The organism is Nonomuraea sp. NPDC050394, from assembly GCF_044459065.1.
Taxonomy (GTDB): Bacteria; Actinomycetota; Actinomycetes; order Streptosporangiales; family Streptosporangiaceae; genus Nonomuraea.
Genome location: NZ_JBITIO010000002.1, coordinates 653,449 through 670,787, shown reverse-complemented (window position 1 = coordinate 670,787; position 17,339 = coordinate 653,449). Strand labels below are relative to the sequence as shown.

At 70.8% G+C, this 17,339-nt stretch carries 15 protein-coding genes; 5 read left to right on the top strand and 10 right to left on the bottom strand.

The genetic code is table 11. The features are described 5' to 3' along the window. Positions 1–10: 10 nt before the first annotated feature. From ACIBKY_RS11160 to ACIBKY_RS11150, 3 genes are read right to left on the bottom strand one after another with little or no spacing between them, the layout of a single operon-like run. On the bottom strand, positions 11–199 hold the full coding sequence (locus ACIBKY_RS11160; RefSeq protein ID WP_397096385.1) for a 4-oxalocrotonate tautomerase family protein: 189 nt from the start codon (positions 197–199) through the stop codon (positions 11–13). A gap of 21 nt (positions 200–220) precedes the next feature. Continuing rightward, positions 221–1,237 carry an LLM class flavin-dependent oxidoreductase gene (locus tag ACIBKY_RS11155; protein WP_397096384.1) on the bottom strand — a complete coding sequence of 339 codons (1,017 nt, stop codon included), beginning with the start codon at positions 1,235–1,237 and terminating at the stop codon, positions 221–223. Between the two features lie 23 nt (positions 1,238–1,260). Next, complete coding sequence (locus ACIBKY_RS11150) at positions 1,261–2,634, bottom strand: cation:proton antiporter (protein ID WP_397096382.1); 1,374 nt, start codon at positions 2,632–2,634, stop codon at positions 1,261–1,263. A 7-nt stretch (positions 2,635–2,641) separates the two neighbouring features. Between ACIBKY_RS11150 and ACIBKY_RS11145 the strand changes: the two genes are divergently transcribed. The 3 genes from ACIBKY_RS11145 to ACIBKY_RS11135 are packed head-to-tail and all read left to right on the top strand — an operon-like array spanning position 2,642 to position 7,264. Next, entirely contained in the window at positions 2,642–3,946 is a 1,305-nt protein-coding gene (locus ACIBKY_RS11145) for an MFS transporter (RefSeq protein WP_397096381.1), read from the top strand. After that, positions 3,943–5,943 (top strand): molybdopterin oxidoreductase family protein, encoded by a 2,001-nt coding sequence (locus ACIBKY_RS11140; protein ID WP_397096380.1) that lies wholly within the window; start codon positions 3,943–3,945, stop codon positions 5,941–5,943. The genes ACIBKY_RS11145 and ACIBKY_RS11140 overlap by 4 nt, the downstream gene beginning before the upstream one ends. Next, positions 5,891–7,264: an FAD-dependent oxidoreductase gene (locus ACIBKY_RS11135; RefSeq protein WP_397096378.1), complete on the top strand. Its 1,374-nt coding sequence runs from the start codon at positions 5,891–5,893 to the stop codon at positions 7,262–7,264. Before ACIBKY_RS11140 ends, ACIBKY_RS11135 begins: the two co-directional genes overlap by 53 nt. A 45-nt stretch (positions 7,265–7,309) precedes the next feature. On the opposite strand, the gene ACIBKY_RS11130 is transcribed toward ACIBKY_RS11135, so the two are convergent. The 7 genes from ACIBKY_RS11130 to ACIBKY_RS11100 form a co-directional block, all read right to left on the bottom strand. Further along, positions 7,310–8,296 (bottom strand): nitric oxide synthase oxygenase, encoded by a 987-nt coding sequence (locus tag ACIBKY_RS11130; protein WP_397096377.1) that lies wholly within the window; start codon positions 8,294–8,296, stop codon positions 7,310–7,312. Between the two features lie 73 nt (positions 8,297–8,369). Beyond that, entirely contained in the window at positions 8,370–9,194 is an 825-nt protein-coding gene (locus tag ACIBKY_RS11125) for a class I SAM-dependent methyltransferase (protein WP_397096375.1), read from the bottom strand. Between the two features lies 1 nt (position 9,195). Further along, positions 9,196–9,831, bottom strand: coding sequence for a DUF2461 family protein (locus ACIBKY_RS11120; RefSeq protein ID WP_397096374.1), 636 nt, complete (start codon positions 9,829–9,831; stop codon positions 9,196–9,198). 23 nt (positions 9,832–9,854) lie between these two features. Further along, complete coding sequence (locus ACIBKY_RS11115) at positions 9,855–10,049, bottom strand: MbtH family protein (RefSeq protein ID WP_397096372.1); 195 nt, start codon at positions 10,047–10,049, stop codon at positions 9,855–9,857. Positions 10,050–10,140: 91 nt separating this feature from the next. After that, positions 10,141–11,976: an asparagine synthase (glutamine-hydrolyzing) gene (gene asnB, locus ACIBKY_RS11110; RefSeq protein WP_397096370.1), complete on the bottom strand. Its 1,836-nt coding sequence runs from the start codon at positions 11,974–11,976 to the stop codon at positions 10,141–10,143. 4 nt (positions 11,977–11,980) lie between these two features. After that, positions 11,981–13,069 (bottom strand): LLM class flavin-dependent oxidoreductase, encoded by a 1,089-nt coding sequence (locus ACIBKY_RS11105; RefSeq protein ID WP_397096368.1) that lies wholly within the window; start codon positions 13,067–13,069, stop codon positions 11,981–11,983. A 16-nt stretch (positions 13,070–13,085) separates the two neighbouring features. Continuing rightward, the gene (locus tag ACIBKY_RS11100) at positions 13,086–14,390 is read right to left on the bottom strand and encodes an MFS transporter (protein WP_397096366.1); all 1,305 of its coding nucleotides are present in this window, start codon (positions 14,388–14,390) and stop codon (positions 13,086–13,088) included. A 224-nt stretch (positions 14,391–14,614) separates the two neighbouring features. Here ACIBKY_RS11100 and ACIBKY_RS11095 point away from each other — a divergent pair, with 224 nt between their 5' ends. Together ACIBKY_RS11095 and ACIBKY_RS11090 are read left to right on the top strand one after the other, a co-directional pair. Next, positions 14,615–15,847, top strand: coding sequence for a cytochrome P450 (locus ACIBKY_RS11095; RefSeq protein ID WP_397096365.1), 1,233 nt, complete (start codon positions 14,615–14,617; stop codon positions 15,845–15,847). Between the two features lie 2 nt (positions 15,848–15,849). After that, positions 15,850–17,331 carry an aldehyde dehydrogenase family protein gene (locus tag ACIBKY_RS11090; RefSeq protein ID WP_397096363.1) on the top strand — a complete coding sequence of 494 codons (1,482 nt, stop codon included), beginning with the start codon at positions 15,850–15,852 and terminating at the stop codon, positions 17,329–17,331. Positions 17,332–17,339: the final 8 nt, after the last annotated feature.

Below are 17,339 nucleotides of genomic sequence, written 5' to 3'. Positions count from 1 at the left end.
CTCATCGTCGTCACACCTCGTCACACATCAGCCGCCCGGCTCGCGCGAAATCGTCGCGTGCCATCTCCACGAACCGAACCCGCACCTCTTCCGGCCTGGCGCCCAGCGTCGCCTCGGCCGACTTGGTGACCTCTTCTGCGAACCTGCGGCGCTGCTCCAGGTTCTTGCCATGGAGCATGAGCACCGTGATGAACGGCATCGGGGCATTCCCTTCCAGTCGTCAGCGGAGCTGACCGGCCACGTCTTGGATGAACCGGGTGATCATGCCGACCTTGTCCGGCACGCCGTACAAGGTGAACGACACGGCGTCGACGCCCACCTCGGCCAGGGCGGCCAGGCGTTCCGCGCAGCGCGCGGGCGGACCGTAGATCGCGAAGCAGTCGATCAGGTCGGCGGACAGGTCGCGGGCGTGTTCCGCGCCCTTCGCCTCGTGCTGGTCCCACCGGTAGCGCTCGGCGAGCTTGGCCATCTCGTCCACGACGCCGCCGGGCAGCGCGGCGGCGAGTTCGCGGTTGACCGGCTCCGTGCGGCTGACGGCCGAGCGCCACAGGAAGAAGGCCGAGGTGGCCGCGTAGGAGCGGACGAACTCCCTGGCGTGGTCCTCGTCGTCGTGGACGAACAGGGCCCCGCGGCTCCACTGCTCGAGGCTGGCCGGGCGCCTGCCGGCCTGCGCGGCGCCCTCGGCCACTCTGGCACGCTTCCACTGCGTGATCCACGGATCCAGGCCGGGCAGGAACACGCCATCGGCGACCCGGCCGGCCAGCCGGCAACTCCGCGCGCCGTGCGTGCCCAGCACGACCGGCATGCTCCCGCGCGACCACCCCGACTTCATCGGCGCCCCGTGCCAGGACGTCTCCTGCCCGGCGACGAAGGCGCGGAAGAAGGAGACCAGGTCGTCCAGCTCGCCCAGGGGCCGCGGGGTGTGGCCCACCATGGCGACCGCGCTGCCGCCCGCGCCGATCCCGAGGAAGGCGCGGCCACCGGACAGTTCGTCGATCGTCGCCATCGTGTTGGCCAGCACGGCGGGATGGCGGATATAGGGATTGGTCACCGCGTGCCCGAGCTTTATCCGTGTGGTTCCCGCCGCCGCGAGGGCCATCATGACCGTCGAGTCGCGGCACAGGTTCTGCGACTCGATGAAGGTGCAGTGCTCATACCCGAGTTCGTCCGCCGATACCGCCACACGGGCCGCCTGTTGAGCAGTCAATGTGCGTCCGATGCCAATCCCAAATTTCATACGAGTCTCCACGAAGAAAATAGTTAGTTTCGCAACGACGATACTCGCGGCGATGGGTCAGTCAATGCGGGCGACGTCCCGCCGGCGGTAGCCGCTATTTCAGGCGTGCGCATTCTGCGGGTGGTGAACCGCAAAATCGGCGGCGCGATCAGCGAGGTCACGATCGCGAACACCACGATGACCGTGTACATCCTGCCGTCCACGATTCCGAGGCGCAGCCCCACGGTCGCGATAATCACCTCGACCACGCCGCGCGCGTTGATTCCGGCACCCACAGCCAGGCGTTCCCACCGGCCCATTCCCGCCACGGCGCCGCCGATCCAGGCCCCGGCGAATTTCCCGCCGACGCCGACGCAGAGCACCGCCGCCGACACGGCGAGCACGGCCGGCTCCGCCAGCGCCGTCAGATCCAGGCGCAGGCCCACCGTGGCGAAGAACAGCGGCGCCAGCACCGACAGCACCCAGGTGCGCACCACGGACAGGGACTGTTCGGCCTGTGGTGCCGCGGCCCTGATCGCCAGCCCCGCCACGAGGGCGCCGAAGACGGGCTCCAGGCCCACGGCGTGCGCGGCCGCCGCTCCGACCAGCGTCATGATCACGATCAGCGCGACCCCGGAGTGGCCAGCGACGCCGAACGCCACCCGTGCCGCGGGCCTGCCGATGAGCAGCAGGCACGCCATCACGGGCAGCGACGCCAGCAGCAGGACCTGGTTCCCGCCGGGCGGGCCGGTCACCGCCAGAGCCGACACGACCATGAGCAGCAGCCAGCCGGCGATGTCCTGCAGCGCGCCGCAGGTGATGATCAACTGGCCCACCCGGTGACCGAACAGGCCCAGGTCCATCAGCGTCTTCGCGATGACGGGCAGCGCGCTCACGCCCATGACCACTCCGAGGAACAACGCGAAGACCGGCGGATTCGAGCCGTCGGGGAGTACGCCGGCGGGCATCAGCAGGCCCAGCGCCACGCCCAGGCACAGGGGCACCAGCAGCCCGGCCACGCTGATGGCGGCGACCGCACGGCGTCGTCTGCGTGCGGCGGCCAGGTCCAGCTCCGCACCGGTCAGCGCCACCAGCAGCAGCACGCCGAGCTGCGCCACGGCGTCCAGCAGATGGAACTGGGCCGGATCGCGCGGGAACAACCAGTCGAAGAAGCCCGGTGTCACCTTGCCGAGAATGGTCGGTCCCAGCAGCACGCCCGCGGCCAGCTCGCCCACAATGGCGGGAATTCCCACCCGCCGCACCAATGCGCCGAGCAGTCTGGCCGTGACCAAAAGGGCGCAGACTTGCAGCAGGAAGATCAATAGCTGATGATGGGGGATGAGGGCGACGGGGGATTCTAGCATTATCGTCCTGCCTTTCTGCCCATGGGTGCGCATGGCTCCCGTGTGTTTCATCATGGGAGGCATGGACACAGGTATTTGGCGAAGCCGCTGGATCGCCGAATGGCGACCGGATGACGCGGCTTATTGGCATGGTAGGGGCAGGAAAGTCGCCTGGCGTAATCTCGGCCTGTCCATCCTCGTGGAGCATTTCGGGTTCGCACTGTGGACGGTGTGGAGCGTGGTCATTCTTGAGCTCGGCGACTACGCGTTTTCCGTCAACCAGTTGTTCTGGCTGGTGGCGATACCCAATCTGGTGGGCTCGGTCCTGCGGATTCCCTACACGTTCTTGCCCGCGCGCGTCGGCGGCGCCAATTTCACCGTGCTGAGCGCATTGTTCCTGCTGGTGCCCGCGTTGCTTCTCGTCGTGGCGGTGAGCGACCCGGCGACGCCGTACTGGATGTTCGTGCTGATCGCGGCGACGGCGGGGCTCGGCGGCGGCAACTTCGCCTCCAGCATGGCCAACATCACCAACTTCTTCCCCGCGGGCAAGCAGGGCCTGGCCCTCGGTCTCAACGCCGCGGGCGGCAACATCGGGGTCAGCTCCGTCCAGGTGATCATTCCGCTGGTCGTCGGCGCCTACGGGCTGGCCGCCGCCGGATGGGTCTGGGTGCCGCTGCTGGTGATCGCGGCGGTGGCCGCGCGCTGGGGGATGGACAACCTGTCCTGCGCGCGGGCGAGCGCGCGTGAGCAGTTGCGCGTGGCGCGCCACCGGCAGACGTGGCTCATGTCGTTTCTCTACATCGGCACGTTCGGGTCGTTCATCGGTTACTCGACCGCCTATCCGCTGCTGGCGCGCAACGAGTTCCCGCAGGCGCCCGTCGCGGCCCTGGCGTTCGTCGGCCCGCTGCTCGGGTCGCTGGCCAGGCCGCTGGGCGGCTGGCTGGCCGACCGGTACGGCGGCGCGAGGGTGACCTTCTGGAACTTCGCCCTCATGGGCGGCGGAGTCCTGGCGGTGTGGGCGGCGATCGGCTCCGCCGCCTTCCCCGCGTTCTTCGGCGCCTTCATGCTGCTTTTCCTGACCTCCGGGGTCGGCAACGGCTCGACCTACCGCATGATCCCGGCCATCTTCACCGCCACCGAGCAGGATCCGGGCCGCGGCAGGCGGGCCGCCTCCGCCGCTCTCGGCCTGGTCTCCGCCGTCGGCGCGCTGGGCGGGTTCTTCATCAACCGGGCGTTCGGCGAGTCCTACGCGGTCCTCGGCGGCGCCGGCGCGGCCCTGGCCGCGTTCGGGATCTTCTACTTCGTGTGCTGCGGGGTGACGTGGTGGTGCTACCTGCGCACGGTCCTGCTGCGGTGGCGGCCGAGTCTCGCGGAGGCGCGGGTATGACCAGGACGCACTGCCCCTACTGCGCGCTGCAGTGCGGCATGGACGTCTCGCCGGGCGGCCTGATCTCCGCCGAGAGCCTGTGCCAGAAGGGCTGGACGGCGGGTGAGGTGCTGCGCGCGCCGGACCGGCTCACCACGCCACTGGTGGACGGGCGGCCGGCCACGTGGGAGGAGGCGCTCGGCCGGGCCGTCAGCGGGATCCGCCGGGCGCAGGCGGCCTGCGGCCCGGACGGCGTGGCGGTGTTCGGGGGAGGCGGGCTGACCAACGAGAAGGCGTACCTGCTCGGCAAGTTCGCCCGCGTCGCGCTGCGCACGAGCCGGATCGACTACAACGGCCGCTTCTGCATGTCCTCCGCCGCCGCCGCCCTCCGGCGCGCCTTCGGCCTCGATCGCGGCCTGCCGTTTCCCGCCGCCGACATCGCCGCCGCGCGGACCGTGCTGCTGGTGGGCTCCAACCCGGCCGAGACCATGCCACCGTTCGTGCGGCATCTGCGCGGAGCGAAACGGCTGATCGTGGTGGATCCACGGCGGACGGCGACCGCCAAGCTGGCCGGCACCCACCTGCAGATCACCCCGGGTACCGACCTGGCGCTGGCCTTGGGGCTGCTGCATCTCGCCATCGCCGACGGCCTCATCGACACCGGCTACGTGGCGGGCCGTACCTCCGGATTCGAGCAGGCGGCCGCGGCGTCCAACGACTACTGGCCGGAGCGGGTGGAGCGCATCACCGGCGTGGCGGCGCACCAGCTGCGCGAGGTGGTCCGCGCGCTGGCGCGCCGGCCCGCGATCGTGCTGAGCGCGCGCGGCGCCGAGCAGCACGCCAAGGGCACCGACACGGTGACCGCGTTCATCAACCTGGCTCTCGCCCTGGGCCTTCCCGGCCGTCCCGGCTGCGGCTTCGGCACGCTCACCGGGCAGGGCAACGGCCAGGGGGGCCGGGAGCACGGGCAGAAGGCCGACCAGCTCCCCGGCTACCGCGACATCCGCGATCCCGCCGCCCGCGCCCACGTCGCCGGCGTCTGGGGTGTCCGCCCGCAGGACCTGCCGGGCCCCGGGCTCTCCGCCCACGAACTCCTGCGCTCGCTCGGCACTCCGGGCGGCCCGCGCGCGATGCTGGTCTTCGGCTCCAACCCGGCCGTGTCCGCTCCCGACGCGACGGTGGTACGGGAGCGGCTGCGGGCCCTGGACTTCCTGATGGTGTGCGACATCGTCCCCTCCGAGACCGCCGCGCTGGCCGACGTGGTGCTGCCCGTCACCCAGTGGGCGGAGGAGGACGGCACCATGACCACGCTGGAGGGCAAGGTGGTACGGCGCCGCCGGGCGGCCGACCCGCCCCCCGGCGTCCGCTCCGACCTGGAGATCATGTGCGAGCTTGCCCGGCGCCTGGACGCGCCGGGTGAGTTCTCCCCCGACCCGCGGCGTGTCTTCGCCGAACTTCAGCGGGCCAGCGCCGGTGGCCCCGTCGACTACTCGGGCATCGACTACGACACCGGCGGGTTCTGGGGCGGGACACGGATGTTCCAGGACCGCTTCGCCACCGCCGACGGCAGGGCGCGGTTCGTGCCCGTCCGCTTCCGCCCTCCGCAGGAGGACGTCTGCGCCGACTTTCCGGTGTATCTCACGACGGGCAGGGTGGCACAGCAGTACCAGAGCGGCGCGCAGACCCGCCGGGTCCGCGAGCTCAACCGTGCCGCTCCGGGGCCGTTCGTCGAGCTGCACCCCGATCTGGCGGCCCAGCTGCCGGTGACGCACGGCGAGGCCGTACGTGTCACCAGCCGCAGGGGCAGCGTCACCGCGCCCGCGAGGATCACCCCCACGATCCGGCGCGACACGGTGTTCATGCCCTTCCATTGGCCCGGGGCAAATCTCCTGACAAATCCGGCTTTGGATCCCATGTCGCGCATGCCGGAATTCAAGGTGTGCGCCGTCCGCGTGGAGGCTGTCCGTGAGAATAGTAGTGATCGGCAACGGCATGGCCGGCGCCAGGCTGGCCGGTGACGCGCGGTTACGGCACGCGGACATCACCCTCTTCGGCGCCGAGCCGCGCCCGCCGTACAACCGGGTGCTGCTGTCCGGCGTACTGGCCGGGACCACCCAGGCGAGCCAGCTGACGATGCCGCTGCCCGAAGGCGTGCGCGCCCGCCCCGGCGTGAAGGTCACCGCGATCGACCGCGCCGCGCGTCAGGTCGTCGCCGAGGACGGCAGCCGCAGCCCCTACGACGTCTGCGTGCTGGCCACGGGCAGCGAGCCGATCATGCCGCCGATGCCGGGCATCGAGCTCACCATCCCGTTCCGCACCCTGGACGACTGCGAGCGCGTCATCGCCCGCACCCGCGGGGTCCGCGACGCCGTCGTGATCGGCGGCGGCCTGCTCGGCATCGAGGCCGCGCGCGGGCTGGCCATGCGCGGGGTCCGCGTGACCATCGTGCATCTGGCCGGCCATCTCATGGAGCGCCAGCTCGACGCCCAAGGAGGCGAGATCCTCGCCCGGACGCTGGCCGGCCTCGGCATCGCCGTCCACGTCGGCGTCAGCGTGGCGGCGGTCGAGCCCACCCGGGTGATGCTCGCCGACGGCACGGCGATCGAGGCCGGCCTCGCGATCGCCTCGTGCGGGGTGCGTCCCGTCACCTCCCTCGCGCGCGCGGCCGGGCTCGCGGTCGAGCGGGGCGTCGTGGTGGACGACCTGCTGCGCACCAGCGACCCGGCCGTGTACGCGATCGGCGAGTGCGCCCAGCACCGGGGCGTCACCTACGGCCTGGTCGGCCCCTGCTGGGAACAGGCGGAGGTCCTGGCCGCCCATCTCGCCGGGGAACCGCTGCGCTACCGTGGATCCCGGATCGTCACCCGGCTCAAGGCGCCCAACCTTGAGGTGGCGTCCTTGGGCGACGTGCACGTGAACGGCGAGACGGTCACCTTCAGCCACCCCGCGGCCGGGATCTACAGGAAGCTGATCATCCGCGACCGGAGCCTCGCCGGCGCCATCCTGCTGGGCCGCAGCGACGCCGTGGGCACGCTCACCCAGCTGTACGACAGGCAGAGCGAGGTGCCCGCCGCGCGAGAGTCCCTGCTCTTTCCCGAACTCGCGGCCGGTGACGCCGGGCCCGACCCGGCCGCGCTGGCGGGCACGGCGACGATCTGCCAGTGCAACGCCGTGTCCAAGAGCAGGATCAGGACCGCGTGGCTGGCGGGCGCGGGCACCGCGGCCGCCGTCGGCAGGGAGACCAGGGCGGGCACCGGGTGCGGCACGTGCCTGCCCGTCATCGAGTCGCTGATCGGCTCCTTCGAGGACTCCCTGGCCCCGGTCGCGGAGGCGGGCTGACGGACGAAAGGCCGATCACCCGCCGGTGATCGGCCTTTCGTCCCGTCAGGCTGCCTGGAGCGGACCGGCGACGGGGCACCGGGCGGCGGACTTCCAGGGGTCGGGCTGATAGTGGAAGTCGGGCGACAGGCCGGGCTGGGCCGAGTAGCTCCTGTGGAAGGTCGGCGTGGTGCTGGCCGACAGCGGCGGGACGATCCAGGCCCAGTCGGCCGGGGTGGATCGTCCCGCGTCGGACTCACGCTCCTCGTGCGTGACGAACTGGCGGGCGGCGACGTGATGGTCGACGATCCGCACGCCGGCGGCGCGGTAGGAGTGGAGCACGGCCTGGTTCAGCTCGATCAGCGCGCGGTCCTTCCAGAGGCCGGCCGAGGTGCGCGTGTCCAGCCCCATCCGCTCGGCTACGGCGGGCAGCATGTCGTAGCGGCCGACGTCGCCGAAGTTGCGGGCGCCGATCTCGCAGCCGACGTACCAGCCGTTGAACGGGGCCGCGGTGTAGGTGATCCCGTCCAGCTCGAAAGCCATGTTGGAGATCGCCGGTACGGCGTGCCAGCGTAACCCGAGTTCGGCGAACCAGGGCAGATCCGGATGAGTGATCTCCACCTCGAGCACCGCGTCGGACGGCAGCTCGAACATCTCCGGCTCCTGCCCCGGCATCTCGATCACCAGCGGCAGCACGTCGAAGCGCCCGCCCCGGCCCTGCCAGCCCAGCCTCTGGGCGATCGCGGTCAGGTCGGCGTTGAGCGGGTCACCGACGACGGAGCCGTCCGGCTGCCGGTACCCGGCGTAGCGGATGAGCTGGGGGTTCCAGATCCGGACGCCGGTGGGCGGGAACACGGTCATCACGTTGCGGATGTTGCCGCCGTTGGTGGCGTACCTCAGATGCTCGGCACAGGACCGGGCCACGTCCTCGGCCGTGCGCGCGTCGCGCCGGTCCAGCACCCGCAGCGACTGCCAGTGCAGCCGCCCGACGCACCGGGCGTGGTTGCGCCAGCCGACCCGGCAGCCTTCCGCCAGGTCCTCGACGGTTTGCATGGTTGGCTCCTTGTTCTGTCGGCGAAGGGGACGGCGCGTGGCCTCACCACGCGCCGCGGGAGCCTTACGGTGGTCACGACTTCTTGATCAGCACGGCCTCGAGGTACTCGACGGGCGCGACCAGCGTGCCGTCGTAAGCCCTGTTCCACGAACGCCACATGTCGATCAGGTCGCGCTCCAGCGCCGCCGACTGGCGGGGAGGCAGGACGGAGAAGACCATGCTGGTGGGTCCGAAGTTGGTCTTGAAGTGCTCCAGCCAGTGCTGGGGCGAGCGGTAGCGGAAGACGAACTCCCTGCGGGTCGCGCCGAGTTCGTCGATGCCGTCGCCGAACAGCTCGCGCAGCCGGCTGGGGTCGCCCCAGGCGGTGGGCTGCGGAGTGCCGGGCGTGGGCGGGATATAGCGCGACATGATGTCGAACAGGCCGCCCAGGGAGCCGACGGCCGTCCAGCAGGCCAGGCCGATCCGGCCGCCCGGCTTGCAGACCCGAAGGAGCTCGGCGGCCGTGCGCTTCTGGTCGGGGGCGAACATGGCGCCGAAGGCCGACACGACCACGTCGAAGCCGGCGTCCGGCAGCGGGATGTTCTCGATGTCGGCCTCGATGAGCTCCGCGCTCACCCGCTCGGCCGCCAGGCGCCGCTCGGCGTCCTTCAGCATCGTCGCGGAGAAGTCGAGGCCGGTGACGTCGGCGAAGCGCCGGGCACAGGCGATGGTGGCGTTGCCGCTGCCGCAGGCGGCGTCGAGCACCCGCTCGCCGGGCCGCACGTCGAGCCGCTCGACCAGGAGTTCGCTGGCGATGGTGGTGGTTCCCGCGACCGAGGTGTAGTCGCCGCCCGACCACGCGGAACGCTGGTAGTCCTTGAGCGATGAGGCACGCGTCCTCGTAGGGGAGATGGGCACGTCAATCCTCCATGGGCGAATGATGGCGCAGCCAGCCGCTCAGCGGAGCCGCACGCTCCCACGCCCCCGTGATCAGATCGGCGGCGCCGGGATCGTCCAGCCAGAGCGGCGCCGGCCAGCGCCACGTGGCGGTGAGACTGGTGTGACGCAGGAGCCGGATGTGGGGATGGTCCTGCGCGCGACCGCGGGGAGCCTTCTTCAGCGTCTCCCCGGAGATGGCGAACCCCTCCGACTCCAGAGCCGAGACGATCGCCAGCAGGCGGGCGCCGGCCGGCCCGGCGGCCGCCTCGCGAAAGGTGGCGAGCCAGGCCCTGCCGGCGCGGAAGACGCCGACGGAGGCGATCAGTTCCCGGGCCGACACCGACAGGTAGTGGTGGGCTCCGTCTCCTGCGAACTGCACGCCGAGATGCGTGTGGTACGGGCTGCGGCCGTCGGCGAAGCGCGCGTCCTTGCGCAGCCGGAAGACGCGCGCCCTGCCGTACCGGGGTTCCAGGTGCGCGGCGAGGGCCCTGGCGGGTTCCAGGACCGCTCGCCGGCACAGGTCGCGATGGGCGTCCAGGTAACTCTGAGAATTGTCCTGTTCCAGGCCGGTGAAGAATGTGCGGAGCTCACTGCTCCATCCGGAGAAAACGGTCACCTGGTTCGCCCCCTTCTGCTGTGTCAGATTTCCGCCAGCGCCTTGCGCAGGCTCAGCGGGCGCATATCCGTCCACAGTTCCTGGATGCGCGAAAGGCAGGCCTGTTTCGTGTCCGCGGCGCCCACGGAATGCCAGCCGCCCGGAATTTCACGGCCGGCCGGCCAGATGGAGTACTGCTCCTCGTGGTTGCACACGATCACAAATGTTTCTTCTGGCATGAGGGACTCCTCAGCGATTAGGGCGATAAATGAATGATGCCATTTCGTGGTTCCGCGGGCCATCGACGATGTCCTGCCAGCGGGATGCCCGTCAGGGAAGCCGCACGTCAGGACGGTAGGTGTCGATCCAGAGCGCGACGTCGAGCACACGTTCCATGCCGAGCCTGGCCAGCTTGTCCACCGCGGCGGGCTCCTGCGCAGTGGCCGCCTGGAGCCTGCGACGGTCGGCCAGCGCGAAGACCGCGTGGCCCGGCTGCCTGAGCAGCTCCCGCGCCTGCTCCTGAAGCGCCTTGACGTAGAAGGTGTCCTGGGTGGACGGGTAGGCGCTCTTCACCCGCTCCGCGACGGCCGCCGGGAGCTTGCCGCGTACGGCGCTGCGCAGCAGGCTCTTCTCCCTGCCGTCGTGGTTCTTCATGGACCACGGGGCGTTGTAGACGTACTCCACGAGCCGGTGGTCGCAGAACGGCACCCTGACCTCCAGCCCGGCCGCCATGCTCAGCCGGTCCTTCCGTTCGAGAAGGAAGCGCAGGAACCGGGTCAGGTGCAGGTGGCTCATGATCCGCATGCGGTACTCGAGGTCGCTCTCGCCGTCCAGCCTGCCGACGCCGCGTACGGCGTCGGCGTAGCCACCACGCCGGTATCCGTCCAGGTCCAGGGCGGCGCGTACACCCGGGTCCAGCCAGACGGCATCGCGGTCGAGCGGTCCCGCGTTGATGGCGATCCAGGGGAACTCGTGCGCCCAGCGGATCCGCTCGTCGTGGAACTGCCGGTAGCCGCCGAAGACCTCGTCGGCCGACTCGCCGGACAGGGCGACGGTCGAGTACTCGTTGATCGCCTTGAACAGCAGGTACAGGGAGAAGTCCATCTCGCCGAACCCCACCGGCAGGTCGCGGGCGACCAGCGTCTCGCGGCGCACGTCCGGGTCGGCCAGCGCCGCGTGGTCCAGCACGATGTCGCGATGGTCGGCGCCGACATGGTCGGCCACGGCGCGCACGAACGGTGCGTCGGGGGTGCCGCGCAGGTCGTCGGGCAGGAAGCCGTCCGCCTGCCCCACGAAGTCCACCGAGAAGGTGGGCACCCGCTCGGCGCCGAGGTGCCCGGCGGCCAGGACCGTCAGCGTGCTGGAGTCGAGCCCGCCGGACAACAGCACGCAGCGGGGGACGTCGGAGACCAGCTGCCGGCGCACCGTGTCGTCGAGGAGCTCCGCCACGCGGGCGACCGTGGAGTCCAGGTCATCGGGGTGCGGCCGGGTCTCCAGCCGCCAGTAGACCCGCTCGCGGGTGCCACGGGCGTCCACGCTGACGACGGTCGCCGGTTCGACCTGCCGCATGCCGTGCCAGATCGCGTGCCGGGGCGTCATGACGAAGGCCAGCCACTCCCGCAACCCGTCGGCGTCGACCACGCGCCCGGCCTCCGGGTGCGCCAGGATCGCCTTCGGCTCCGAGCCGAACAGCAACCCGTCGCGCGTGGGGTAGACGTACAGCGGTTTGACGCCGAGCCGGTCGCGGATCAGCACCAGCCTGTCCTCGCGGGTATCCCAGATGGCCAGGGCGAACATGCCGTTCAGCCGCTCGGCCACCCCGTCGCCCCAGCGCAGGTAGCCGCGCAGGACGACCTCGGTGTCGCTGGCGGTCCTGAACCGCTCACCGAGGTTCTCCAGTTCGGCGCGCAGTTCGGTGAAGTTGTAGACCTCGCCGCTGAAGACCAGGCAGACCTCACCGCCAGGCACCTGGGCGGTCATCGGCTGGGCGCCGCCCTCCAGGTCGATGATGGACAGGCGGCGGTGGCCCAGCGCGGCGTGCCTCGATGTCCACACGCCCTCCGCGTCGGGTCCGCGGCAGGCCATGGTCCGTGCCATCGCCTCGGCCGCCGGCACCTCCAGGGTCAGGTCACGCTCGAAGGCGACCCAACCGGCTATTCCACACATGCCTCTACCTCCACATGTCGTTCGGCCAGACCGCGGGCAGCACCTTCTCGACCAGCAGCCGGGCCGCCTCGCCGATGTCGGGTCCCAGCGGCGCGCCGAGATAGAACTCGCCGAAGCCGGCGGACCTGGCGGTCCGCTCCACGGCCTTCATCCGCTCGGCGCACTCCTCGGGCGTCCCCGAGATGAGGAGCCCGTCAAGCAGGTCGTCGGACACATCCCGCGCGGCCTCGGCCAGGGGGGCGCCACCGCGCAGCGCCGTACGCACCTTGGCGCACGAGTCCATGTCGAACCCGGCCCGCGACAGATCGGGCCACAACACCGGGTTGCCGGCGACGATCGCCGCCTGCCTGCGGGCGAACTCCCGCGCCGCCTCTCCGTCCTGGGAAACGCAGCAGTTCAAGCCATAGAGCAGGCGGAACGGCCGGCCGGCCGCGGCCCGCCGCCGCACCAGGGCGACCAGCTCGCCCACGATCGCGTGATCGCCGGACTCCAGGGCCGTGTACGACACCGCCGGATAGGTGCTGGTGCAGATCATGCCGTCGGCGACCTCCTCGGCCAGGTCCCTGGTCTTGGGTCCGCCCACGGCCATCAGGATCGGGATCGGCTTGGTGACGGGGAACGACAGCTGCGCGACGGCGTCCTCGCGCCAGCCCAGCCGGTCGCGCAGCAGCGGGTAGTCGCGCAGCAGCACGATCTCGCCCGCCCACAGCCGCCTGATGAGCCCGATGCACTCACGCAGCAGATCGAGCACCGCGCGCTTGGAGAACATGCTCGACACCAGCGAGCCGCCGGTGCCGACGCCCATCTGCACCGAGCAGTCCGGAGCGACCAGCTCGGCGACGGTGGCCATCGCGCTGGCGATGTCGATGGGGTTGCGCGACAGCGGGATCGTCACGCCACTGGCCACCCCCACCTGGCGGCCCGCGGCGATCGCCGACATCAGGATGTGGGCGTTGCGCGAGAGCATCTGGTCGGGCACCCAGATGGTGCTGAACGCGGCGCCCAGCACCGAACTGGCCGAGAGAATCTCGCCCGCAGGGACCCACGGGGCGATCTGGACCCCTGAGGGCCGGACCGCGGAAAGCGTTGTCATGAATCGTCCTCTCCGATCAGGTGAGCCCGCGCCTCGGCTCTGACGTGCGCGAAAGGGTGGTCACGGTGACCGCGCCGGCCAGGGCCAGAGCGCCCGCGACGAAATAGGGGAGCTGGGCGGGGCCGCCGCTCAAGGCGTTGACCACCGCGGGGACCAGTCCGGCCAGGGCGAATCCCCCGTTGATCGACAGGGCCGTCCCCGATGCGCGGATCGAGGTGGGGAAACGCTCGTTCAGGAAGATGGGCAGTGGCCCGAACGCGGCGATGGTCAGCCCCGACACCAGGAGCGCCGGCAACACGACCAGGACGGGGGAGTCCACGGCGGCCAGCCACAGGTACAGCACGGGCAGGGCGACCGCGTTGACCGTCGCCGTGCACAGGAGCACGCGCCGCCTGCCGTACCGCTCGCTCAGATGGCCGCTGAGCGGTGCGAAGGCGAAGGCGAGCAGGTTGACCCACAGCAGGATGACGCTGACCGAGGCCAGGCTCAGCCCGTTGACCACCTGCAGGAAGCTGGGCAGCAGTCCCAGGGTGAGCAGGAAGAACGTGCCGACACCGAAGACCACGGCGATGTTGGCCACCAGCGCCCGGCGGTGCGGGCCGCGGGCCAGCAGCGGCGCCAGCGGGCTGGCGTCGCGGGTCTTCTTGGCGGTCCAGACGGGGGACTCCTCCACGTGCTTCATCACGAACACGCTGACCAGCACGGGCAGGCCCCCGGCCAGGAACATCGCGCGCCAGCCCCACTCGGTGAAGGCGTCGCCGGGGAAGAGCCTGGTCGCGGCGAACAGGGCCAGCGCGGCCAGGAGGCTGCCCAGGGCGGTTCCGCCCCCGCCGACCAGGCCCGAGACGAGCCCACGCCAGCGCGGCGGGGCCGACTCCGTCGCCAGGGTCAGCGTGGAGGCGAAGACTCCGCCGACGAACAGGCCCTGGACCAGGCGCAGGGCCAGCAGCAACAACGGCGCGGCGACACCGATGGCGTGGGCTCCGGGCAGCAGGCCCATGAGCGCCGTCACGCAACCGACACCCAGCAACGCCAGGACCATCGCCCGCTTGCGGCCGTGGCGGTCGGCGACGGAACCCATCAGCGCGGCTCCGATCGGCCGCATGATCAAAGTGGCGGCCAGCGCCACATAGGCGCCGGCCAGAGCCAGCGCGGTGTCCTCGAACGGGAAGAACACCGCCGCGATGGTGGGCGCCACGAAAACGATCACATAAAGGTCGTACAAGTCAAGAGCAAATCCGATCGTCGACGAAACGGTTGCCCTGATTCCACGTGATGGCTTATCAGCCGCCGCGTGGTGTAGTGCGTTCTCGGTCTTCACCGACAGGCCCCTTTCAACTCGGAGACGTTCACCATCGTGCGCGCTGGGTCGGCCGCTTGACAAATGCCGGGAATCGGCCGACCTTTGTCGCAAGTGTGCGCAGGGTTGCGCCTATCCCCATGCTTCCCATTCTTTATTTCGCGGGCATCGGTGTGCCTTAGAAAAGGAAGTGATCGCTGATGACAGTCGGCACCGAAATTCGATCTCAGAAGGTGCGGGTCGACATGTTCGGGAAGGAATTCCTGAGCGACCCCTACCCCGCCTACGCCAGGCTCAGGGAGGGGGAGCCCGCCCACTGGGACGATCGGCTGAACGGGTGGGTGATCACGCGGCACAGCGATGTGTACGCCGCCCATCTGGATCCCCAGACGTACTCCTCCCACCGCCTCGGCGCGATGGTCTCCAACCGGGTCGGCCCCACCTCCTCGGACGAGATGAAGAAGTTCATGGATCTCGCGCCCGAGTGGATGCTCTTCCGCGACCCGCCCGACCACACCCGCGTCCGCCGGATCATGAACAGCGAGTTCAGGGGGCGGGACGTCCGTGCCCTGCGCCCCCGGATCGAGGAGATCGCCGCCGAGGTCATCGACCAGGCGGCCGCCAAGGGCGAGTTCGACCTGGTCAAGGACTTCGCGTATCAGCTTCCCGGACGCGTCCTGGCGGTGATGTACGGCCTGCCGCCCGCCGAGGGCATCCGCCTGACCGACTGGTGGTACGAGATCCGGCACATGCAGCGGGTCTTCCTCGGCGCCGACCCCACTCAGGTGGCGCCTTCGGGCAGCTCGGTCGCCGAGGCGTTCAGCGCGATGACGCCCTATCTGGCCGAGATCATCGCCGACCGGCGGAACAGCCCGAAGGAGGACCTGGTCTCCCGGGTGATCGCCCTCAGCGAGCAGGGCACGGAGGACGGGCTGCGACTGGACGAGCGTGAGTTGTTCGCGCACCTGCTGCTGCTGCCGCTGGCGTCCTTCGGCACCACCATGGACCTGATCGGCAACGGGGTCCTCGGCCTCCTCCAGCAGCGCGACCAGTGGAACCTGCTCAGATCCGAGCCCGCGCTGATTCCCGCCGCCGTGGAGGAGGTGCTGCGCTACGACGCCTCCGTGCAGCTCACGCACCGGCTGGTGACCCGCGACCTGGAGATCGCCGGGCAGCCGATCGCCGCGGGCGAGCTCGTCTACCTGGTCCGCGGCGCGGCCAACCGCGACCCCGAGCGGTGGCCGGACCCCGACCGGATCAACCTGCGCCGCCACGACTCTGGACACGTCGGCTTCGGGGTCGGCATCCACCGCTGCCTCGGCGCGGGGCTGGCACAGGTGATCACGGCCGCGGCGCTCAAGGCGCTCACCCAGCGTGTTCCCGGCCTGTGCCCCGTGCCCGGCCGGCCGCACCGGTGGAAGGCCGACACGCCGCAGTTCCGTGGCCTGACCGAGTTCCCCGTCCGGAAGGAGCGGTAACGATGGGGCGGTCCGCGCAGCTCGTTCAGTCACACTGGATCGACGGGGACTGGCGGCTCTCCGAGGCGGTCGAGGGCATCGACGTGCTCGACCCGAGTGACGAGAGCCTGCTGGCCATCGTCCCCGCCGGTACGCCGGGGGACGCACACAGGGCCGCCCAAGCAGCACGGGGGGCGCTGCCCCGATGGGGGGCGACCCCGCTGAAGCAGCGGGTCACGTTCGTCGAGCGGCTGGCCGGCAGGCTGGCCGATCGCGCCGGCGAGCTGGCCGAGGTCATCACCGCCGAGGTCGGCGCCCCCGTCACCGTCGCACGGCAGGCGCAGGTCGGCCTCGCCATCGCCATGACGGAGTCCTTCGCCGGCCTGGCGTCCGGGTTCGCCTTCGAGCGGCGCGTGGGCAACTCCCTCGTGCTGAAGGAGCCCGCGGGAGTGGTCGCCGCCATCACCCCGTGGAATGTGCCGCTGCTGCTCGCCCTGCAGAAGGTGGTGCCCGCCCTGCTGGCCGGCTGCACCGTCGTGCACAAGCCCAGCGAGCTCACGCCCTTACACGCCTACCTGCTCGCGGAGATCACCGCCGAGTGCGGGCTGCCGCCCGGCGTCTTCAACGTCGTGGTGGGCACGGGCGAGGGCACCGGCGCCGACCTGGTGCGCAGCCCGCACGTGGACCTGGTCTCCTTGACGGGTTCCGTCCGCGCTGGCCGCCAGGTGGCCTCGATGGCCGCCGGCCGGGTCAAGCGCGTCCATCTGGAGCTGGGCGGCAAGAACGCCAGCGTCGTGCTGGAGGATGCAGACCTGCGGCCCGCGGTGGCCGCCACCGTGGATCAGATGTGCTTCAACTCCGGGCAGGCCTGCCTGCAGTGGAGCAGGCTGCTGGTGCCCGCCGGCCGCCACGACGAGGCCGCGGAACTGGCGGCCGGCCTGGCCGGCAGCTATCGCGTGGGCGACCCGCGCGACTCCTCCACCGACCTGGGGCCCCTCATCTCCGACGAGGCGCGCGAGCGCGTGCGCGGCTACATCAGAAGCGGGGTGGAGGAGGGCGCCACGCTGCTGGCCGGAGGCGGTGGCGCCCCCGAGGGATGCGAGCGCGGGTTCTTCGTGCGCCCGACCGTGTTCTCCGGCGTGCGGGACACCATGACCATCGCCAAGGAAGAGATCTTCGGCCCGGTGCTGTCCATCATCCCGTATCGGGACGAGGAAGAGGCCCTCCGGATCGCCGACAACACCGCGTACGGCCTGCACGGGGCCGTGTGGTCCGCCGACCTGGGCAGGGCGCAGGCCTTCGCCAGGCGGATGCGGGTCGGTCAGGTGGACATCAACGGCGGGCCGTTCAACGTGCTCGCCCCCTTCGGCGGGGTCAAGCAGTCGGGCATCGGCCGTGAATGCGGCCTGGAGGGACTGGCGGAATTCTGCGAGACCAAGTCGCTCCAGCTGCCGTTGGAAGTGGCGGAGCCGGTCGGACCACGGCTTCGCGCACACGCGATCTAAAGGAGTCA